18 protein-coding genes are annotated in these 19,840 nt (G+C 68.0%); 8 read left to right on the forward strand and 10 right to left on the reverse strand.

What is annotated here, in order from left to right; all coding sequences use genetic code 11:
- Positions 1-143: 143 nt before the first annotated feature.
- From trpC to FM111_RS11865, 3 genes are read right to left on the reverse strand one after another with little or no spacing between them, the layout of a single operon-like run.
- The gene (trpC, locus tag FM111_RS11855) at positions 144-947 is read right to left on the reverse strand and encodes an indole-3-glycerol phosphate synthase TrpC (RefSeq protein WP_087141149.1); all 804 of its coding nucleotides are present in this window, start codon (positions 945-947) and stop codon (positions 144-146) included.
- Positions 947-1,984, reverse strand: coding sequence for an anthranilate phosphoribosyltransferase (trpD, locus tag FM111_RS11860; RefSeq protein ID WP_256968244.1), 1,038 nt, complete (start codon positions 1,982-1,984; stop codon positions 947-949). Before trpD ends, trpC begins: the two co-directional genes overlap by 1 nt.
- Positions 1,981-2,571 carry an anthranilate synthase component II gene (locus FM111_RS11865; protein ID WP_087141151.1) on the reverse strand — a complete coding sequence of 197 codons (591 nt, stop codon included), beginning with the start codon at positions 2,569-2,571 and terminating at the stop codon, positions 1,981-1,983. Before FM111_RS11865 ends, trpD begins: the two co-directional genes overlap by 4 nt.
- A gap of 123 nt (positions 2,572-2,694) precedes the next feature.
- On the opposite strand from FM111_RS11865, the gene FM111_RS11870 reads away from it, so the two are divergent.
- A complete protein-coding gene (locus tag FM111_RS11870; protein ID WP_087141152.1) occupies positions 2,695-2,883 on the forward strand; it encodes a hypothetical protein in 189 nt (62 codons plus the stop codon).
- Here FM111_RS11870 and trpE read toward each other — a convergent pair.
- Positions 2,880-4,403 carry an anthranilate synthase component I gene (trpE, locus tag FM111_RS11875; protein ID WP_087141153.1) on the reverse strand — a complete coding sequence of 508 codons (1,524 nt, stop codon included), beginning with the start codon at positions 4,401-4,403 and terminating at the stop codon, positions 2,880-2,882. The genes FM111_RS11870 and trpE overlap by 4 nt on opposite strands.
- Entirely contained in the window at positions 4,403-6,334 is a 1,932-nt protein-coding gene (locus FM111_RS11880) for a peptidylprolyl isomerase (RefSeq protein ID WP_087141154.1), read from the reverse strand. Before FM111_RS11880 ends, trpE begins: the two co-directional genes overlap by 1 nt.
- Positions 6,335-6,465: 131 nt before the next feature.
- On the opposite strand from FM111_RS11880, the gene tpiA reads away from it, so the two are divergent.
- From tpiA to FM111_RS11900, 5 genes are all read left to right on the forward strand, one after another.
- Positions 6,466-7,215, forward strand: a complete 750-nt coding sequence (gene tpiA, locus FM111_RS11885) for a triose-phosphate isomerase (RefSeq protein WP_087141155.1) — start codon at positions 6,466-6,468, stop codon at positions 7,213-7,215.
- Between the two features lie 89 nt (positions 7,216-7,304).
- Complete coding sequence (secG, locus tag FM111_RS11890; RefSeq protein WP_256968245.1) at positions 7,305-7,709, forward strand: preprotein translocase subunit SecG; 405 nt, start codon at positions 7,305-7,307, stop codon at positions 7,707-7,709.
- A 123-nt stretch (positions 7,710-7,832) separates the two neighbouring features.
- Complete coding sequence (locus tag FM111_RS11895) at positions 7,833-9,485, forward strand: CTP synthase (protein WP_087141157.1); 1,653 nt, start codon at positions 7,833-7,835, stop codon at positions 9,483-9,485.
- 70 nt (positions 9,486-9,555) lie between these two features.
- On the forward strand, positions 9,556-9,702 hold the full coding sequence (locus tag FM111_RS16395; RefSeq protein ID WP_179205090.1) for a hypothetical protein: 147 nt from the start codon (positions 9,556-9,558) through the stop codon (positions 9,700-9,702).
- 133 nt (positions 9,703-9,835) lie between these two features.
- The gene (locus FM111_RS11900) at positions 9,836-11,851 is read left to right on the forward strand and encodes a TonB-dependent receptor (protein ID WP_087141158.1); all 2,016 of its coding nucleotides are present in this window, start codon (positions 9,836-9,838) and stop codon (positions 11,849-11,851) included.
- An 8-nt stretch (positions 11,852-11,859) separates the two neighbouring features.
- Here FM111_RS11900 and FM111_RS11905 read toward each other — a convergent pair whose 3' ends face one another.
- Complete coding sequence (locus FM111_RS11905) at positions 11,860-12,918, reverse strand: GGDEF domain-containing protein (RefSeq protein ID WP_087141159.1); 1,059 nt, start codon at positions 12,916-12,918, stop codon at positions 11,860-11,862.
- 82 nt (positions 12,919-13,000) lie between these two features.
- Entirely contained in the window at positions 13,001-14,494 is a 1,494-nt protein-coding gene (locus FM111_RS11910) for a DEAD/DEAH box helicase (protein WP_087141160.1), read from the reverse strand.
- Positions 14,495-14,728: 234 nt separating this feature from the next.
- Between FM111_RS11910 and FM111_RS11915 the strand changes: the two genes are divergently transcribed.
- Positions 14,729-15,100: a hypothetical protein gene (locus FM111_RS11915; RefSeq protein ID WP_087141161.1), complete on the forward strand. Its 372-nt coding sequence runs from the start codon at positions 14,729-14,731 to the stop codon at positions 15,098-15,100.
- 39 nt (positions 15,101-15,139) lie between these two features.
- Here the strand turns inward: FM111_RS11915 and topA are convergent, their stop codons facing one another.
- Positions 15,140-17,776 (reverse strand): type I DNA topoisomerase, encoded by a 2,637-nt coding sequence (topA, locus tag FM111_RS11920; protein ID WP_087141162.1) that lies wholly within the window; start codon positions 17,774-17,776, stop codon positions 15,140-15,142.
- Between the two features lie 152 nt (positions 17,777-17,928).
- Here topA and FM111_RS11925 point away from each other — a divergent pair, with 152 nt between their 5' ends.
- A complete protein-coding gene (locus FM111_RS11925; RefSeq protein ID WP_087141163.1) occupies positions 17,929-18,114 on the forward strand; it encodes a hypothetical protein in 186 nt (61 codons plus the stop codon).
- On the opposite strand, the gene dprA is transcribed toward FM111_RS11925, so the two are convergent.
- Entirely contained in the window at positions 18,111-19,199 is a 1,089-nt protein-coding gene (dprA, locus tag FM111_RS11930; RefSeq protein WP_087141164.1) for a DNA-processing protein DprA, read from the reverse strand. The genes FM111_RS11925 and dprA overlap by 4 nt on opposite strands.
- Positions 19,196-19,834: a glycerol-3-phosphate 1-O-acyltransferase PlsY gene (gene plsY / locus FM111_RS11935; protein ID WP_087141165.1), complete on the reverse strand. Its 639-nt coding sequence runs from the start codon at positions 19,832-19,834 to the stop codon at positions 19,196-19,198. The genes dprA and plsY overlap by 4 nt, the downstream gene beginning before the upstream one ends.
- Between the last annotated feature and the right edge of the window lie 6 nt (positions 19,835-19,840).

A 19,840-nucleotide genomic window follows, 5' to 3' on the forward strand; every position in this document is an offset into this window, starting at 1 on the left:
ACCGAGGCCGCCCCGGAGGCCGGGACCCAGTGCTTTGGCCAAGGGCACGACCGTGGCCGCCCCAAGCTCGGTTCACTAAAAAACTGCGCGCGCGGTTCTTACTGGGTCCCGGCCTCCGCCGGGATGAGCGGGTTTATAAGGACTCAGGCCAGCAAGGCCCGCGTCGCCGCCTCCACGTCCTGCTGACGCATCAGGCTTTCGCCGACCAGCAGGGCGCGGGCGCCGGCCTTGGTGACGCGAGCCACATCCTGCGGCGTGAACAGGCCGCTTTCGGCGACCAGAAGCGCGCCGTCTGGGCTGAGCGCCGCCAGTTGCTCAGTCGTCGCCAGATCGACCTCGAAGGTCCGCAGCGAGCGGTTGTTGACGCCGATCAGGGCGTCGTCGCGGCCCTGAACCAGCTTGGCGGCGCGGGCCATTTCGTCGGCGTCGTGCGTCTCGATCAGGGCGTCCATGCCCCAGCGGGTCGCCTCGGCCAGCAGGTCTGCGGCCAGGGCGTCGTCCACCATGTCCATGATGATCAGGATGCAGTCGGCGCCCAGCGCCCGGCTCTCGGCGACCTGCCACGCATCGACCAGAAAATCCTTGCGCAGGCAGGGCAGGGCGACGGCCGCACGCGCGGCGGTCAGATAGGCGTCGTCGCCTTGAAAGCTGGGGCCGTCGGTCAGGACGGACAGGCAGGATGCGCCGCCGCGTTCATAGGCCTGCGCGAGGGCGGGCGGGTTGAAGTCGGCGCGGATCAGGCCCTTGGAGGGGCTGGCCTTCTTGATCTCGGCGATCAGGGCCGGGCGGCCGGTTTCAGCGAAACGGCCGGCCAGAGCGGCGCGGAAACCGCGCGGGGGCGAGGCCTCTTTCGCGCGGGCCTCGATCGCGTCCTGCGAAACGGCGGCCTTGCGGGCGGCGACATCTTCGCGCTTGTAGGCGGCGATGCGGTCCAGAACGTCGCTCATCAGGCGTCCTCGTCTTCGATCGGCGCGTGGGAGACGCGCACCAGTTCAGCCAGGGCGGCGGCGGCGCGTCCGTCATCGATGACGGCGGCGGCCCGTTCGGCTCCCGATTTCAGGTCTTCGACCCGCCCGGCGACCACCAGGGCGGCGGCGGCGTTCAGCAGGACGATGTCGCGATAAGGCCCGCGCTCGCCCGCCAGCAGGGCGGTCAGGGCCGCCGCATTATGCTCGGCGTCGCCGCCGCGCAGGTCATCCAGCGTGGCCAGGGGCAGCCCGGCGTCGGCGGGCGTGACGGTGAAGCGGCGCACGGCGCCGTCCTTCCATTCCGCGACCTCGGTCGGGCCTGTGGTGGTCAGTTCGTCCAGACCCTGACCGTTGACGGTCCAGGCGCGCTGGGCGCCCAGTCGGCCCAGAACCTCGGCCAGCGGCTCCAGCAGGGCGGGATCATAGACGCCCATGACCTGATGCGTCGCGCCGGCCGGATTGCACAGCGGCCCCAGCAGGTTGAACACGGTGCGGAAACCGATCTCGCCGCGCACCGGCCCGACGTGGCGCATGGCCCCGTGATAGGTCGGGGCGAACAGGAAGGCGATGCCCGCCCGATCCAGCGCCCGCGCCTGCTGGGCGGGCGTGGCGTCCAGATTGACGCCCAGCGCAGCCAGCACGTCGGACGAACCGGATTTGGAGCTGATGGCGCGGTTGCCATGTTTGGCGACTTTCAGCCCCGCGCCCGCCAGCACGAAAGAGGCCGCCGTCGAGACATTGTAGGTGTGTTGGCCGTCGCCGCCGGTGCCGCAGGTGTCGATCACCTGATCGAACGGGTGGTTCAGCGACAGGGCGGCCTCGCGCATGGCGTTGGCGAAGGCGACGATCTCGTCCACAGTCTCGCCACGGATGCGCAGGGCGGTGACGGCGGCGGCGACCTGGGACGGGGTCGGCTCGCCGCGCAAGCAGGCGGCGAAGAAGCTCTTGGCCTCATCCAGGGTCAGCACCTGTCCGTCGACCAGCTTGGCCAGCAGGGGCTTGATGCTGTCCATCACACGTTCGCCAATCTCTTGACGCCCGCCAGATCGAGGAAGTTGGCGATCATCGCATGGCCGTGTTCCGTGGCGATGGATTCCGGATGGAACTGGACGCCGTGGATCGGCCGCGTGCGGTGCGACAGACCCATGATCTCGCCGTCCTCGGTCCAGGCGGTGACTTCCAGCGCGTCGGGCAGGGTTTCGCGGCGCACGGCCAGCGAATGATAGCGCGTCGCCGTGAAGGGCGAGGGTAGGCCGCCGAAGACGCCGAGCCCTTCGTGCAGGATGGGCGAGGTCTTGCCGTGCATCAGGGTCTTTGCGCGCACCACCTCGCCGCCGAAAGCCTGACCGATCGACTGGTGGCCAAGGCAGACGCCCAGGATCGGCATGGTCTCGGCGGCCGTCTCGATCAGCGACAGGCAAATGCCCGCCTGATCCGGCGCGCAGGGACCGGGCGACAACAGGACGGCCTCGGGCTGCAACGCCCAGGCCTCTTCGACGGTCAGGTCGTCATTGCGGACGACATGCGTCTGGGCGCCCAGCTCTGCGAGGTAGTGGACGAGATTGTAGGTGAAGCTGTCGTAGTTATCGACGACGAGGATCATGGCGAAGGCTTCTTAGGACGGGGAGGCAGGGTGGCCCAAACATGGAATGCGGGCGGGCCGATTGAAAGCGGACGTTAAGCTGTCCGGGCGATACAGGAGCATCGCCATCGGAAGAAATCCGTCTTGACCCCCATCGAAGCCATTCGTGACGCCCGCGCCCTGTTGAACGAGGCCCCGGCGGAACAACCGAAACCCCTGCGCCTGCTTGCCGCAGCCGCCTTCGCCGCCACAGCGGCGGTCCTACTGGCCGGAACCATGGTCGTGGGCCCCGGCGTGTCGTTTGACCAGGGTTCCACGGTTTCCAATCCTTAGACTGATCCGCCGGCGCCCTGGCCGCGAGTGGTGGCGGTGAAACGCCAAGCTTCCGCAGCTGCCTTCATCGGTGCGCGGGCTTTGGCCAGGGTTTCGGCATATTCGGCGGCCGGGTCGCTGTCGGCGACGACGCCCGCGCCCGCCTGGACGAAGATCTGGCCCTTCGCGAACATGGCGGTGCGCAGGACGATGCAGATGTCCGCCTCGCCATTGGCCGAGATGTAGCCGACGCCGCCGCCGTAGCCGACGCCGCGCTTTTCGGTCTCAAGCTCGTCGATGACCTCCATGGCCCGCACCTTGGGCGCGCCCGAAAGCGTGCCGGCGGGCAGGGCGGCCAACAGGGTGTCCACCGCGTCCAGTTTGGGATCAGCCGCCCCGTTCACGTTGGAGACGATGTGCATGACCTGGCTGTAGCGCTCGACCACGAAGCTTTCCGTCACCTCGACCGAGCCGGGCGTCGAGACGCGGCCCACGTCGTTGCGGCCCAGGTCCAGCAGCATCAGGTGCTCGGCCCGCTCCTTGGGATCGGCCAGCAGTTCGACTTCCAGCGCCTTGTCCTGATCGGGCGTGGCGCCGCGCGGACGGGTGCCCGCCAGCGGACGGATGGTGACGCGACCGTCCTTCAGCCGGACCAGGATTTCCGGGCTGGACCCAGCCAACTGGAAATCCACGTAATCGAGGAAGAACAGATAGGGCGACGGGTTGCCGCGACGCAGCGACCGATAGAAGGCGAACGGGTCCTGGCTCCAGGGCGCCGAGAAGCGGTGCGCCAGCACGACCTGGAAGATGTCGCCGGCGGCGATGTAGTCCTTGGCCCGCGCGACCATGCGGCCGAAGGCGGCCTCATCGACGTCGGAGTGGAAGTCGGGGGCGGGAACCGGCTCGACTTCGCGCTGGATGGGCAGGGGGCCGCGCAGGCGGTCCTCAAAATCCTCCAGCCGGGCTTCGGCGGCGGCGTAGGCTTGGCTCGGATCGGCCGCCGTATCGGGATAGGCCGCAGAGATCAGGACGATCTCGTGCTTCACTGAATCGAAGATTGCGACCAGGGCCGGACGGGCCATCACGGCGTCGGACAGGTCCAGCGGATCGGGGTTTGCGGCGCCCAGCGGCTCCAGCAGCCGCACCATGTCGTAGCCGAAGACACCGAACAGACCGGCGGCCATCGGCGGCAGATCGGCAGGCAGCTCGAACTTCGTCGCCGCGATCAGGGCGCGCAGGGATTCCAGCGCGGGTCTGTCTTCCGGGGTGAAGGTCTCCGACAGGACGTCGGCGCCGCGCGCGATCTCGGCCTTGCCGTCCCGGCAGCGCCAGACCACGTCCGGCGACAGGGTGACGAAGGAATAGCGGCCGTTGACGGCGCCGCCTTCGACCGACTCGAACAGGCTGGCGTAGCGCCGCCCGTGCCCGACCTTCAGGAAGGCCGAGACGGGGGTTTCCAGATCATCGACCAGGCGGCGGACCAGAACCTGGGGGCGGCCGGCCGTCAGGCCGGCGATGAAGGCGTCGCGTTCTTCGTGCATCACTTCTTGACGGGAGCGGGCGCAGCCGGAGCCGCGGGCGCAGCGGCCGCAGCCTCCACGCCCAGGGCTTGCAGAGCCAGGGCCGGGTCGTTGCGCGACTTAGTGCGTGCGGCGGCGGCGGCGATGGTGCGGTCGGCCAGGGTGTTGGCCAGCTCTTCGGTCAGACGCGGGCGGGCCTGTTCAGCCAGCGGCGCGGCCAGGGCCGGGTTGGCGGCGTGGATGGCGTCCACGCGGCCGACGACGAAGGCGGTCTGCGACTGGGCGTCGGAGAAGACCTGACCCTTGCTCTGACCGAACAGGCCGCGCAGCACGCCGTCGCCGACCTGGGCCTGCGACTCGCGGCTCTGCTGCACGCCCGTACGGACGGTCAGCGGGGCGCCGGCTTCGGCGGCCACCTTGGCGATGTCTTCACCGGCGCGGACGCGTCCGGCCAGTTGCTCGGCCTTGGCCGACAGCAGGCGGGCGTTCTCACGCAGGGTCCACTGTTGACCCAGCGGGGCGCGGACTTCTTCCAGCGTCGGCAGGGCCGACGGGCGGATGTCGTCCAGGCGGACGGCGAAGTACTGGCCGTCGCCGGCGTCGATCACGTCGCTCTCGCCGCCCTTGGTCAGGGTGTAGGCGCTTTCCAGAACCTGACGCGGGGCGTTCATCGGCTGGCCGTCCGGCAGTTGGCCTTGCTGGGTGAAGGGCGGCAGCTGGATGACGCGGGCCTTGGCGGCCGTGGCGGCGTCGGCCAGGTTCTTGCCTTCCTGGCGCGCCTTTTCGAACTGTTCGACCTTGGCGTAGGTGGCGGCCTTGACGGCTTCAGCTTGCAGTTCCTGAACCAGGGCGGGGCGGGCGCTTTCCAGCGTCACGGCCTGACCGGCCTGAATGGCGGCTAGCTTGGCGACGGTGAAGCCCAGACGACCCTGGATCGGCGCCGAAACCTGATCGACGGCCAGGCCGAACACGGCGGCGCCGACGGCGGGGTCGCCCACGGCGGCCTGCGGCGTGCCCTTGTAGTCGCCCAGCTGGATGTTGTTGGCCTTGGCGACCTCGGCCGGATTCTTGCCGGCGCGCAGATCGGCGGCGATCTTGTCGGCGGCTTCCTTGGTCGGAACGGTCAGGGTGACGAAGGTGCGCTTCTCCGGATCGGCCAGGGCGGCCTTGCGGAACTCATAGCGCTCTTGAATCTGTTCTTCAGTGATGGTCGGGCGCGCGTCGCTCGGACCTGGCGTGAACAGCACCAGGGAGATCATGCGGAACTCGGGGCTGCGCAGACGCGCCTCGTTTTCCTTCATGAAGGCGGTCAGTTGGGCGTCGGTCGGGGCGCCCGCGCGGCCGGCCATGTCCTGAGTGACCGAGAACCAGCGACCGTCACGGGTTTCCAGCGCCTGGCCCGCCAGCAGGGCGGCGTAGACGCGCGGCGCCTGGAGGCCGGCGAAGACGGCCGAGCCGACGTGAGCGGTGACGTATTGGTCGCGCAGGTCCTGCTCGAGCATTTCCGAGGTCAGGTTCTGTTGCGCCAGAGCCTGGGCGTAGAGGTCCTGATCGAACTGGCCGGTGATCTGGTTGAAGAAGGCCGGAATCTTGCGGATTTCCGCCAGCACCAGCTCCTTGCCGGGGCGGATGCCGTTCTTCCAGGCCCACGACAAGAAGCCCAGACGCTGGGTCTGGCTGTCGAGATACTGCTGGTGCAGGTTTTCCTTGACCATGTCGTCATAGCTGACGGGGCGGCCGGCCTGCTCCTGCAGATTGGCGCGCACGCGCTCGAAATCGGCGCGGAACTGGTTGGAATCGACGCTGCGGTCGCCGGCGCTGATGATATGGCGCGGCCCCAGGCTGGCGAAGATGTCGGACTGGGCCCCGACGATCAGGAAGCTGAGAATGATCAGGGCGAACAGGCCCCCAGCCCACTTGGACTTGGCGAAGTTGCGGAAGTGCGTGATCATCTAAGAAGAACCTGACGAGGGCCGGCGTCGAAAGGGCGCCAAGGGTCGCGTATAGGGGGTGCAGGGCCGCCGCTGCAAGTGAGGCTTGACGACATCTTGGCTTCCGCCGCCGTCGCCACTAGACAGGCCGCATGAAACAATCTGTGAAGCTGGTCGCCGGCAACTGGAAAATGAACGGCCTGGGCGCGAGCCTGGCCGAGGCTGAAACCCTCGAGAAGGCGTTGAAGGCGCAGGCTGCGGCCTGTCGCGTGGCCCTGTGCCCGCCCGCCACTCTGATCGACCGCATGGCGCAGGCCCTGAAGGGCGGCGTCGTCGAAATCGGCGGGCAGGACTGCCACGTCGAGACGTCGGGCGCCTACACCGGCTCGGTCTCGGCCGAGATGGTCCGCGATGCGGGTGCCGGTCTGATGATTCTCGGCCACTCGGAGCGCCGCGCCGGATTCGGCGAGACCGACGCCGACGTCGCCGCCAAGGTCGAGGCCGCCCTGGCCGCCGGTCTGGAGCCGATCATCTGCATCGGCGAGACGCTTCAGCAACGCGAAGCCGGGCAGGCGGTCGAGGTCGTCAGCCGTCAGGTCGCCGGTTCGCTTCCGGCCTCGCTGGCGGGCAAGGCGTTCGCCGTCGCCTATGAGCCGGTCTGGGCCATCGGCACCGGTCTGACACCGACGCTGGAGCAGATCGAGGAAGTCCACGCCGCCGTGCGCGCGGCCATGGTCGCCAAGCTGGGCGAGGGCGGCCGCGCCGCGCCGATCCTGTACGGCGGCTCGGTCAAGCCGTCGAACGCCAAGGAGATCCTGAGCGTGGCCGAGGTCGGCGGCGCCCTGGTCGGCGGCGCCTCGCTGAAGGCTGAAGACTTCCTGGGCATCATCCGCGCAGTTTGACCGCGCGCCTGAGCGTTTGCCCGAACTCTCCATCAATGTTAGAGGCGGCCGCTTGATCGGCGCGCTTCTGCGCCCACATGAATGACGCCATGCTCCAGACCATTCTGCTCGTCGCCATGATCCTGATCTCGGTCGCCCTGTCGGCCGTGATCCTGCTGCAACGTTCCGAGGGCGGCGCCCTGGGCATGGGCGGCGGTCCTTCGGGCTTCATGACGGCGCGCGGGGCAGGCAATCTGCTGACCCGCACCACGTCGATCCTGGCGATCGCCTTCTTCGTCTGCGCCATCAGCCTGACGATCGCGGGCAACTATGCGCGTGGGTCGCGTTCGGTGATCGACGCCGATGCGGTCGGCTCCATCGCCGTGGACCAGCCTCAGCAGACGGCGCCGGCTACGCCCGAAGCCGCACCGGCGACGCCGGCCGCTCCGGTCGCCCCGTCGCTGGACGATCTGGAAGCCAGCCTGCCGGCCGGCCAGGGCGCGCCCGCTCAATAAGGGCGTCGCCGCCATCGAGTTTGGGGAAGCGCGCCGCAAGGCGCGCTTTCTTCTTTTGATCAACAGTTGGATTTTTCCTGAGCCTCTCCGCGCAGGACGAATCATGGAGTAAGGTGTCCGCCCATGGCTCGCTATGTGTTCATCACCGGCGGCGTGGTTTCCTCTCTTGGAAAAGGCCTCGCCTCCGCCGCTCTCGGCGCTCTTCTGCAGGCGCGTGGCTACAAGGTCCGCCTGCGAAAGCTGGACCCCTATCTCAACGTCGATCCGGGCACGATGAGCCCCTATCAGCACGGCGAGGTCTTCGTGACCGACGACGGCGCTGAGACGGACCTCGACCTGGGCCACTACGAACGCTTCACCGGCGTCTCGGCGGCCAAGTCGGACAACATCACGACCGGCCGCATCTATCAGACGATCATCGAGAAAGAGCGTCGCGGCGACTATCTGGGCGCGACCGTTCAGGTGATTCCGCACGTCACCGACCAGATCAAGCAGTTCTGCCTCAACCCGGCCAAGACGGACGGCGGCGAGGATGTGGACTTCGTCCTGGTCGAGATCGGCGGCACGGTCGGCGACATCGAGGGGCTGCCCTTCTTCGAAGCGATCCGTCAGCTGGAGCAGGATCTGCCGCGCGGGCAGTCGTGCTTCGTTCACCTGACGCTGCTGCCCTTCATCAAGACCGCCGGCGAGATGAAGACCAAGCCGACGCAGCACTCGGTCAAGGAGCTGCGCTCCATCGGCATCCAGCCCGACATCCTGCTGTGCCGCTCCGAAGCGCCGATCCCGGCTGACGAGAAGCGCAAGATCGCCCAGTTCTGCAACGTCCGCCCGGACAGCGTCATTCAGGCGATGGACTCGGCCGACATCTACGCCGTGCCGCTGGACTATCACCGCGAAGGCCTGGACACGCAGGTGCTGGCCCACTTCGGCATGACCGACGCGCCTGAGCCGGAGCTGTCCGGCTGGAACGAGATCGTGCGTCGCCGCCTGCATCCGGACGGCGAGGTCAACATCGCCGTGGTCGGCAAGTACACCGTGCTGAAGGACGCCTATAAGTCGCTGATCGAGGCCCTGCAGCACGGCGGCGTGGCCAACAACGCCAAGGTCAACATCGACTGGGTCGAGGCGGACACCTTCGCCGGCGACCCGCAGGCTTGCGCCGAACGTCTGGAAGGCGCTCACGCCATCCTGGTGCCCGGCGGTTTCGGCGAGCGTGGGGCCGAGGGCAAGATCGAGGCGGCGCGTTACGCCCGCGAGCGCAAGATTCCCTATTTCGGCATCTGCTTCGGCATGCAGATGGCGGTGATCGAGGCCGCGCGGAACCTGGCGGGCTATCCCAAGGCGACCTCGACCGAGTTCGGCCCGGCGGACGAACCTGTCGTCGGCCTGATGACCGAATGGGTCCAGGGCAATGAGCGCGTGAAGCGTGAACAGGGCGGCGATCTGGGCGGCACCATGCGTCTGGGCGCCTACGCCTCGACCCTGGCGCCCGGCTCCAAGATCGCCGAGATCTACGGCCAGACCGACATCAACGAGCGCCACCGTCACCGCTATGAGGTGAACATCAACTATCGCGAGGCGGTGGAGGAAAAAGGCGGGCTGTTCTTCGCCGGTCTGTCGCCGGACGGCGTGCTGCCCGAGACGGTCGAGCGCAAGGATCACCCCTGGTTCATCGGCGTGCAGTATCACCCCGAATACCGCAGCCGCCCGTTCGCTCCGCACCCGCTGTTCGCCAGCTTCGTCGCGGCGGCCCTGGTGCAGAGCCGCCTGGTCTGATCACGAACGCTTGTTGCGGTTTTCGCCGAACCGTGTGTCATCATGCTGTTAACCTTTTGGATTGACGCAGATGGCAGGCGATATCCTCTATTTCTTGCACCGGCATTTTCGCGCGGTGTTTCTGATCGGCGCCACGGTCGGCGTGATGGCGCTTGGCCTGATCGTTCGCGGTGTTCTGGCGCTGCTGTTCAGCGCCTCGACCGGCGGCGCCGTTTGAGCGTGATTGCGGGCTGAGGCCTTCTCGGGCGGCGGTCATTTGACGCGCGGATGCTGAAGCTCGGCAGACGACAAGCCTGACGGCATCGACTATCCCTGATCCGGTCGCCGAGCGGTTGGCAGGGAGTTCAGCGTTGATCGAGTTTCAGGCGCACGTCGTTGACGAGGTTGTGGTGACGGCGGCGCGGTTGCCGCCTGCGGCGGGCGAGGCGGCCTTTTCGGTCATTCGGCTGGACGAAGAGACGCTGGCGCGCGCTGACCGGCTGGACGAGGCCCTGAGCGCGGTTCCGGCCGTGTCCCTGTTCCGACGCACTTCGAGTCTGGCGGCCAATCCGACGACGCAAGGGATATCCCTGCGCGCCATTGCGCCGTCGGGCGCAGGGCGGACGCTGGTGACGCTGGACGGCGTGCCGATGAACGATCCTTTCGGCGGTTGGGTGATCTGGTCGCAACTGCCAACGGAGAGTCTGGAGAACCTCGACATCGTGCGTGGGGCCGGAGCCGGTCCTTATGGCGCGGGCGCCCTGACGGGCGTGATCCAGTTGCGCGAGCGAGAACGCGGCGGCGTGCTGTCAGCCTCGGTCGCCGAACGGGGAGGGGCGCGGCTGGCCGGCTCCGGCGGGTTCGATATCGGACGGGCGCGGCTGACGGCGTCCACCCTGTATGAGACCAGCGACGGCTATACCCCTGTGCGCGGAGCGGCGGCCGGGGCGGCGGATACGCCGCTGGATCTGGAGGCGCGCGCGGCGGCCCTGCGGCTGGATGCGCCGCTGGGCGAGGCGAGTTTGTCGCTGCGGGGGTCCATCTATGACGAAGAGCGCGGCTCAGGTCTGGCGGGCGCGCGATCCAGCGCCAGCGGCCACCTGTTGTCCGCCACGGCGGCGCGCAGGCCGGACGAAGGGCGCTATGGTTGGCGGCTTCAGGCGTGGCGACGCGAAAGCGACTTCGCCAACACCTCCGTCGCCGTGTCGCCTGACCGCAGCGGAACCACGCCCGCCAATGACCAGTATGAAACGCCAGCGACCGGGTGGGGCGTCAACGCGGCCCTGCGTCGCTCGGCGCGAGATATCGCCGGAGGACGGCTGGAATGGGAGCTGGGCGCCGACGCTCGCTTCAACGAGGGCGAGACGCGTGAGCGTTTCCGCTTCATGCAGGGCGCCTTCACCCGTGACCGGATTGCCGGCGGCGAGACCTCCGTCGCGGGCCTCTATGGCGAAGGGTCATGGAGCGACGACCGGTGGCTGGTGGCGGGCGGGCTGCGCCTGGACGGTTGGCGCAATGAGAACGGCAAGCGACGAGAGTGGGACCGCGCCACAGGCCTGCCTACGCTGGACGAAAGCGATCCTGATCGCTCGGGCGAGGTGGTCAGCGCCCGCTTGGCGGCGCGGCGGTTCATCGGCGGCGGCTGGGCGGCGCGGGCTGCGGCCTATTCCGGCTTTCGCTCAGCGAGTCTGAATGAGTTGCACCGCCCGTTCCGCGTCGGCAACGACCTGACCGAGGCCAATGCAGCCCTTGTTCCCGAGACCTTGCAAGGGATCGAGGCGGGTCTGGTCTTCGAGGGGCCGATCTCGGCCCTCGGCGTCAATCTGTTCTGGAACCGGATCGAGGACGCCATCGTCAACGTCACCATCGCTGAGGGGCCGGGAACCTTTCCGCGGGCGGGCTTTGTTCCGGCGGGCGGCGTGCTGCGTCAGCGCCAGAACGCCGGGACGATCGAGGCAAAGGGCGTGGAGTTGACGGCGCGTCAGGCGCTGCGAGGCGGGTTGACCCTGAACGGCGCTCTGTCGATCACCGACGCCCGCATGGACGGCGGTTCAGCGGCGCCGCAGCTGACGGGACTGCGGCCCGCTCAGGCGCCGATCTGGAGCGTGACCGGAGGACTGGACTGGCAGGCGTCGGACCGGCTCGGCCTGTCGATGCAGGCCCGCTATGAAAGCAAGCGGTTCGAGGATGATCTGAACAGCCGTGTGCTGGACGCCGCCGTCACCGTCGACGCCCGCGCGGAATGGCGCGCCGGATCCCGGACCCTGCTGTGGGTGGCGGCTGACAACTTGTTCAACGCTGAGGTCGAGGTGTCCGAGACTGCGGGCGGGGTGGCCGGCTACGCACCGCCGCGCACCCTGTCGGTGGGTCTACGCCTGTCCTACTGAGGCGAGGCTCAGGCGCCCGCGGAGGCTGTTAATTCAGCGTTGGTGACACGGTTGCGGCCCGTGCGCTTGGAGGCGTAGAGCGCTTCGTCGGCGCGCCCCAGGAACTGTGACGCCGCTTCGCCAGAGTGGCGCAGGGCGAAGCCGACGGAAATGGTCACGGCGCCCAGGTCGTCATTGGTCGAACGACGACGCAGGCTGCGCGAGGCGATCTCTTCGCGAGCGGCGTTCAGGGCGGCCTCGACGGCGCCTGCCGTCTCACGCGGGAAGATGACGGCGAACTCTTCACCGCCATAGCGGGCGGCGATACGCGGCGCGCGCGCGATGCGGGCCAGGACGCTGGCGACATAGCGCAGCACCTGGTCGCCCGTCTGATGGCCCCAGGTGTCGTTGAAGCGTTTGAAGTGGTCGATATCGATCAGCGCCAGTCCGATGGGCGTTCCATCGGCCTCGGCTTCGTCGCACATGCGCTGAAGTTGTTCGTCAAACGCCTTGCGGTTGGCCAGGTTGGTCAGGGCGTCGGTCATGGCGTCGCGACGAACCTGCTCCAGATGGTCGCGCAGCTTGACGACTTCGCGGTTGGAGGATTCCAGACGACGCTCCAACGCCGAGGTATGGCGCCGGATACGCCGCGTGGCGTCGCTGAGCGAGGAGACGATGACGCCCAGGCTGTCGGTGTCGGGCGCCGAAGCCATGCGGTCCGCCGCCTGGGCCAGGGTGTCGCCGTAATCGGCCTGGCTCTCGCGCGCCTTGTCGATGGCCGCAGCCACCGCCGCCAGTTCGCGGTTCAGCACGGCGCCTGCGTCGCGAATCTCTTCGGACAGGCGGCTGCGGGGCAAGAACTCGGCGGCCAACATCTCGGCCGTAGTGTCGGAGAAGGGCGCGCCGCTGGCCAGCAGGCGCGCCATCTCCTGGCTTAGCGGGCTGTCGGGCGCACTGAGATAATGCAGCCAGAGCTCGAAGTTCAGCGGGGTCGGCCAGACGCCAGCCTCTTGCATAGCGTCCACAGCACGGTGCGCCAGAGCATAGGCTTCTGGACTGCGGACCGTGGTTTCGACCTGGGTGGTCATGCCTTGAAGCGCCCCTGGAAAGTTCAGGCCAGGAGGTTAGCCCGGCCTTCCGTAACGCAGAGTTAAATCAAGAATCGTGGCGTTAATCAGCAAAAATCACCGGTCGCCGTAGGAACGCCGGCACATCATCACCGAAAGCGCTGCCGCGGATCTCGCCGGCGGACTTGGACGCAGCTGGCTTGGGTGCGGAGGCGACGGCGGAGGCCGCCGCAGGGGCGCGCTCGTCGGATTTCTTGCGGCCGCGCGAACGGCGCGGAGCGTCTTCTGTCTTGGGCGTGACGACCTCAGCCGTGACGGGGGCGACGGCTTCGGCGACTTCAGCCGGAGGGGCGTCGACCGTCTTGCGCGAACGGCTACGCTCGCCGCGTTCGGGGCGGTCGCTGCGGCCGCGGCCACGGCCCGAGCGGCTGTCGTCGCGCGGGCGGTCCTGGATGGAGGCGAAGTCGATGCCGTCCAGCGGCAGTTCGACCGGTTCCTTCTTGATCAGCTTCAGCACCTTGTCCAACGACTTGTCGTCGGATGGCGTCACGATCATGAAGGCCTCGCCCAGACGGCCGGCGCGGCCGGTGCGGCCGATGCGGTGGACGTAGTCGTCGGCGTGGTGCGGGACATCATAGTTGAAGACGTGGCTGACGGCCGGGATGTCCAGGCCGCGCGCGGCGACGTCCGAGGCGACCAGCAGCTTCAGCGCGCCGCTGCGGAAATCGGACAGGGTCTTCATCCGCAGGGACTGGTCCAGATCGCCGTGGATCGGCGCGGCGTCGAAACCGTGGACCTGCAGCGACTTGGCGACGATGTCGACTTCCGACTTTCGGTTACAGAAGACGATGCCGTTCTGGACCTCGCCGCGCTCGACCAGGGCGCGCAGGGCGGTGCGCTTGGCCTTGGGGTCCGAGGTCGGCAGGCGGGTGATGTGCTGTGTGATGGTGTCGGCGGTCGTGGCCGGGCGCGAGACCTCGATCCGGGTCGGATCCTTGAGGAATTGCTGCGTCAGGCGGGTGATCTCCGGCGGCATGGTGGCCGAGAAGAACAGGGTCTGGCGACGCGGCGGCGTCAGCTTGAAGATGCGCTCGATGTCCGGGATGAAGCCCATGTCCAGCATGCGGTCGGCTTCGTCGACCACCATCAGCTCGACGCCGGTCAGCAGCATCTTGCCGCGATCGAACAGGTCGAGCAGGCGGCCCGGCGTGGCGATCAGCACGTCCACGCCCTTGTTCAGGGCGGCGACCTGGTCGCCCATGGAGACGCCGCCGATCAGCAGCACCCAGTTCAGCTTGGTGCCCTTGGCGTATTTGGCGAAGCTTTCGGCGACCTGGTCGGCCAGTTCGCGGGTCGGGGCCAGCACCAGGGCGCGCGGCATCCGGGCGCGGGCGCGGCCCGAGGCCAGGCGGTCGACCATGGGCAGGGTGAAGGCGGCTGTCTTGCCGGTGCCGGTCTGGGCGATGCCGAGGACGTCGCGTCCGGCGAGGGCGACGGGAATGGCCTGTTCCTGGATCGGCGTGGCGGTCGTGTAGCCGGTATCGGCGACCGCTTGCAGGGTCGTGGGCGAAAGGCCCAGCTTGGAAAATTCAGTCATGCAGTCCTGAAGGGACGGAGGATAGCGTTCGCAAACGCCTTCAGCTGACGGAACCGCCCCTCTTGGGCGAGCGGGCGGCGCGCATCGCCAGTCCTGTTCCGAGCCTGCGGCCGTATAAAGAAGGCCCTACGCCTCAGTCAAGTATTTCCGTTCGGAACGGGCTGCTTGGCAACGGCGTTTCGGCCTGTATGGTCCGCCTCGGGACTGGGAATACGACTGGGAGAGGGACGCCGAATGCGCGCAGCCGTGTTGATCACGCTGATGTTGGCCGCGCCTGTGAGCGCTTCAGCATCGGGCAGCGGCGGAAACGCCGACGCCATGCAGGCGGCCTTCGGCAATACGGTCGTTTCCCACTATCCTGACGGCGATTGGGTCAAGCACTGGTTCGACCGCGACGGCGGTTATCGCGCCCTGTTTTCGGATGGCCGCCGCCTGACCGCGCGCTGGGCGCGTGAGGGGGATCGCGTCTGTCTGAACGAAATCCGCCCGCGCATGATCATCTCGCGCTTCTGCACGCCCTATGTCGAGGCTTCCGTGGGGGAGAGCTGGCCGGGCCGTGATCCCCTGGGCCGCCGCGTCCGCAATGAGTTGGTCGCGGGGCGGTAGAAAAAACGCCCTCGTTCGTGAGAACGAGGGCGCTTTGTCTTATTCAGCGTCCGCAGCCTTGGCCGCCTTCTTGGCGGGGGCTTTCTTCGCGGCCGGTTTCTTGGCCGCAGGCTCCTTCTTCGCCGCAGGTTTTTTCGCCGGGGCTTTCTTGGCGGGGGCCTTCTTTTTCGGCGCGGCGCCGGCCTTGGCGGCCAGCAGAGGCAGGGCGGCCTCCATCGTCATGTCCTCGGGCGCCGTGCCCTTGGGCAGGGTGGCGTTGATCTTGCCCGACTTGACATAGGGGCCGTAGCGACCGGCCATGACCTGAACGGCTTCGCCCGTTTCCGGGTGGGCGCCCAGCTCCTTCAGCGGCGCGGCGGCGGAGGCGCGGCCTGCACGACCCGCGCGCTTTTCAGCCAGCAGGGCCACGGCGCGGTTCAGGCCGACGTCGAACACTTCCTCGATGTCCGCGACGTTGGCGTAGGTGCCGGCGTGCGCCACGAACGGGCCGTAGCGGCCCAGGCTGGCGGTGATCATCTTGCCGTCTTCGGGGTGCGGACCCACGTCGCGCGGCAGGCTGAGCAGGCGCAGCGCCTTCTCCAGGTCGATCGAGGCCGGGGACCAACCCTTGGGCAGGGACGAGCGTTTGGGCTTGTCCGCATCCGGCGGCGTGGTTTCGACATAGGGGCCGAAACGGCCGATCTTCAGGTGCACGGGCTGGCCGGTCGCCGGATCGACGCCCAGTTCGCGGTCGCCGCTCTCGGCGCCGCCGTCGGCCGCGTCAGGCGAGGCCACCGGACGGGTGTATTTGCACTCCGGATAGCGCGAGCAGCCGATGAAGGCGCCGAAGCGGCTGGTCTTCAGGCTCAGTTGCCCCTGATGGCACAGGGGGCATTCGCGCGGGTCCGAACCGTCGCCCTTGTCGGGGAAGATGTGCGGGCCCAGCGCCTCGTTCAGGTGGTCTAGAATGGCCGTGGTGCGCAGTTCGCCTGCGGCTTGGGTCGCAGCGTGGAAGTCCTGCCAGAAGCGGCGCAGCAGGGTCTTCCAGTCCAGATCGCCTGCCGACACTTCGTCCAGCTGGGTCTCCAGCGCGGCGGTGAAGTCGTACTCGACCCATTTGGCGAAGAACTGCTCAAGGAAGGCCGTGACCAGCCGTCCCTTGTCCTCGGGATAGAAGCGGTTCTTGTCCATGCGGACGTATTCGCGGTCGCGCAGGGTGGTCAGGATGGAGGCGTAGGTCGACGGACGGCCGATGCCCAGCTCTTCCAGCTTCTTGACCAGGGTGGCTTCCGAGAAGCGCGGTGGCGGTTCGGTGAAGTGCTGATCGGTGCGGATCGCCTCGACCTTGGCCTTGGCGCCTTCCTTCAGCGCAGGCAGGCGGCCGCCTTCGTCCTCGTCTTCTTCGGCGCCCTTCTGCTTTTCGTCGCGGCCTTCTTCATAGGCGGCGATGAAGCCGTCGAAGGCGACGACCTGACCCGTGGCGCGCAGGCCGGTCTGGCCGTCCGGCGTTTCGATCTCGACCGTGGTGCGGTCCAGACGCGCCGATTCCATCTGCGAGGCGATCATCCGCTTCCAGATCAGTTCGTACAGACGCTGCAGATCGCTATCGAGCCGCAGGGTGTCGGGGCTGCGCAGGATGTTGGTCGGACGGATGGCTTCGTGCGCTTCCTGGGCGTTCTTGGCCTTGGTCTTGTAATAGCGCGGCTCGGCCGGGACATAGGCCGGGCCGAAACGCTGGCCGATGGCCTCGCGCGCCTGGGCGATGCCCTCGGGCGTCACGAAGACGCCGTCGGTACGCATGTAGGTGATCAGGCCGCCGGTGTCGTCGACGCCTTCATACAGCTTCTGCGCCGCCTGCATGGTGCGCTGGGCGGTGAAGCCTAGCTTGCGCGCGGCTTCCTGCTGCAGGGTCGAGGTGGTGAAGGGCGGGGCGGGGGACCGCTTGGTCGGCTTCTTCTCGACCGACTTGATGGTGAAGTCGCCGCTGTGGACGGCCTCGCGCGCGGCCGTCGCCATCGCTTCGGACACGATGTCCAGGCGTTGGACGCGTTTGCCTTCGTGCTTGACCAGACGAGCGGTGAAGGGCGGGCTGTCGGCGATCAGGTCAGCCTCGATCGACCAGTATTCCTGGGCCTTGAACCGCTCGATCTCCATCTCGCGGTCAACGACGATGCGCAGGGCGACCGACTGGACGCGCCCGGCCGAGCGGGCGCCCGGCAGCTTGCGCCACAGCACCGGCGACAGGTTGAAGCCCACCAGATAGTCCAGCGCCCGGCGCGCCAGATAGGCGTCCACCAGCTCCATATCCAACTGGCGCGGGTTGGCCATGGCCTCCAGCACGGCGGACTTGGTGATGGCGTTGAAGGTGACGCGCTGGACGTCCGTGTCCTTCAGCGCCTTCTTCTTGTTCAGGATCTCCAGAACGTGCCAGCTGATCGCCTCACCCTCGCGGTCGGGGTCGGTCGCGAGGATGACGCGGTCGGCGGCCTTGGCGGCCTCGGCGATCTCGGACAGGCGCTTGGAGGCCTTGGCGTCGACCTCCCAGTGCATGGCGAAGTCATCGTCGGGCAGCACCGAGCCGTCCTTGGACGGCAGGTCGCGGACATGGCCGTAGGAAGCCAGAACCTTATAGTCCGAGCCCAGGTATTTATTGATGGTCTTGGCCTTGGCGGGGCTCTCGACGATAACGAGATTCATGGCGCTCTATCGGGGAAAACGGGGCGCGAACGTGGTTGCGGCGAGAGCGGAAGTCAATCGGCGCATTTTATAACGGCAACCTTTCCGGGTAACGTGAGTTTACAAACCTCCTTGAGTTGTGTTCCTCTCAGGCGTTCTCGGGAGGGTTGACGATGAACAAGACAGCGCAGCGGCGCCGCAAGGCGGCGAGCCCTGATCTGACGGACTATCCGGTTCGGGAGTATGTGGCCGCCATGGCCACGGAACTGGCCGGAATGGCCCGCTGGGACGGGGATGAGCGGTTGGCCGGACTTCTGGAAAGCGCGGCGGACATGGCGCGCCGCGCCGCGCCGGCCTAGGTCGAGGCCAGGCCGCCGGGCAGCAAGGTCGCCCGCCCTGCCAGGTGCAACTCCAGCAGGGCGGCGGCTGTTTCCGCAATTGACAATCTGGCCGCGCGCGCCAGTTCGTCGCGGGCGATGGGCGTCGGCGACAGCAGGGCCTCGACGCGGTCCAGCACCTCATTGTCGATCTGATCCTGCGATCCCGCATCGAACGGCGAATCAGCGGGCGGTTCGCGCAGCGTCCTCAAGGAAGCGAAGGCCCGCTCGATGTCTTCGATCCCCTCGCACAGAATGGCGCCCTGACGCAGCAGCTCGTTCGGCCCCTTGGAGCGTGGGTCCAGCGGCGAGCCCGGTACGGCGAAGACGTCTCGGCCCTGTTCGCCCGCCAGCCGAGCGGTGATCAGGGAGCCGGAGCGAATCTCAGCCTCGACCACCACCACGCCGCGCGACAGGCCCGAGATGATGCGATTGCGGCGCGGGAAGTCGCGCGCCTGGGCCCGTGCGCCCACGGGGCTTTCCGAGACGATGCAGCCGCGCTCGACGATCTGGCGGTACAGATCGGCGTTGTCGGGTGGATAGACGTCATCCACGCCACCGCCCAGAACCGCGACGGTGCCGGTCTCCAGCGCGCCCAGGTGCGCCGCCGCATCGACGCCGCGCGCCAGGCCCGAGACGACGACGTGGCCGCTCTCGCCCAACTGCTGGGCTAGCCCTCGCGCGATGCGCTGACCGCCGGCCGAGGCGATGCGGGCGCCGACGATGGCCATGCAGGGCTGCTGCATCAGCGCCGGATCGCCCAGGGTCCACAGCAGGGGCGGCGGCGGATCGACGGCGGCCAGGGCTTCGGGATAGGTGGCCTCGCCCCACAGGACCAGCCGCGCGCCGATGCGGGCGCCCGCTTCCAATTCGGCCTCGACGGTCTCAGACGCGGGAATGGAATAACCGCTGCGTCCTCGACTGCGGATCAGGTCGGGCAGGGCGTCCAGCGCGCGTTCGGCCGAACCGAACCGCTGCAACAGCTGGGAAAAGGCCACAGGGCCAACGCGATCGGTCCGGGCGAGCCGGAGGCGGGCGAAACGCTCGGCCTCCGACAGCGGCGTCACGCCTTCTTCGCCCCGATCTTGGGCTCGGCGCCCTTCAGCAGGCGGCCGATGTTCTCATGGTGCCGGATGAAGATCAGCACGGCGGTGAAGACCGCCATGATGAAGATGGGCTGCGGCGCCGGCAGGCCCAGCGCGGGCAGGGGCAGCAGGGCGTAGAGAGGCGTCAGCGCCGCCGCCACCAGGGCGGACAGCGAGGAATAGCGCAGGGCGAAGGCCATGATCAGCCAGGTCGCCGCCGCCAGCAGACCCAGCGGCCAGCACGCGGCCAGGATCAGGCCGAAGAAGGTCGCCACTCCCTTGCCGCCCTTGAAGCCCAGCCATACCGGGAACAGGTGGCCCAGGAAGGCTGCGCCGCCGGCGATGGCGCCCGCGACATCGGTCCCCAGCAGATGCCGCGCGATCAGCAGGGCGACCGCGCCCTTGCCTGCATCCAGGATCAGGGTGGCGATGGCCAGATCCTTGCGTCCGGTGCGCAGGACGTTGGTCGCGCCGATATTGCCCGAGCCGATGTTGCGCACGTCGCCCGTACCCGCCGCGCGGGTCAGGACCACGCCGAACGGAATGGAGCCCAGCAGGTATCCGCCGACAGCCACAAGCCCGAGCGTAAGGAGCGCCGGCCCCGCTAGATCCTGCAAATGATT

Origin of the sequence: Brevundimonas diminuta 3F5N, from assembly GCF_900163625.1 — a bacterium.
Taxonomy (GTDB): Bacteria; Pseudomonadota; Alphaproteobacteria; order Caulobacterales; family Caulobacteraceae; genus Brevundimonas; species Brevundimonas diminuta_A.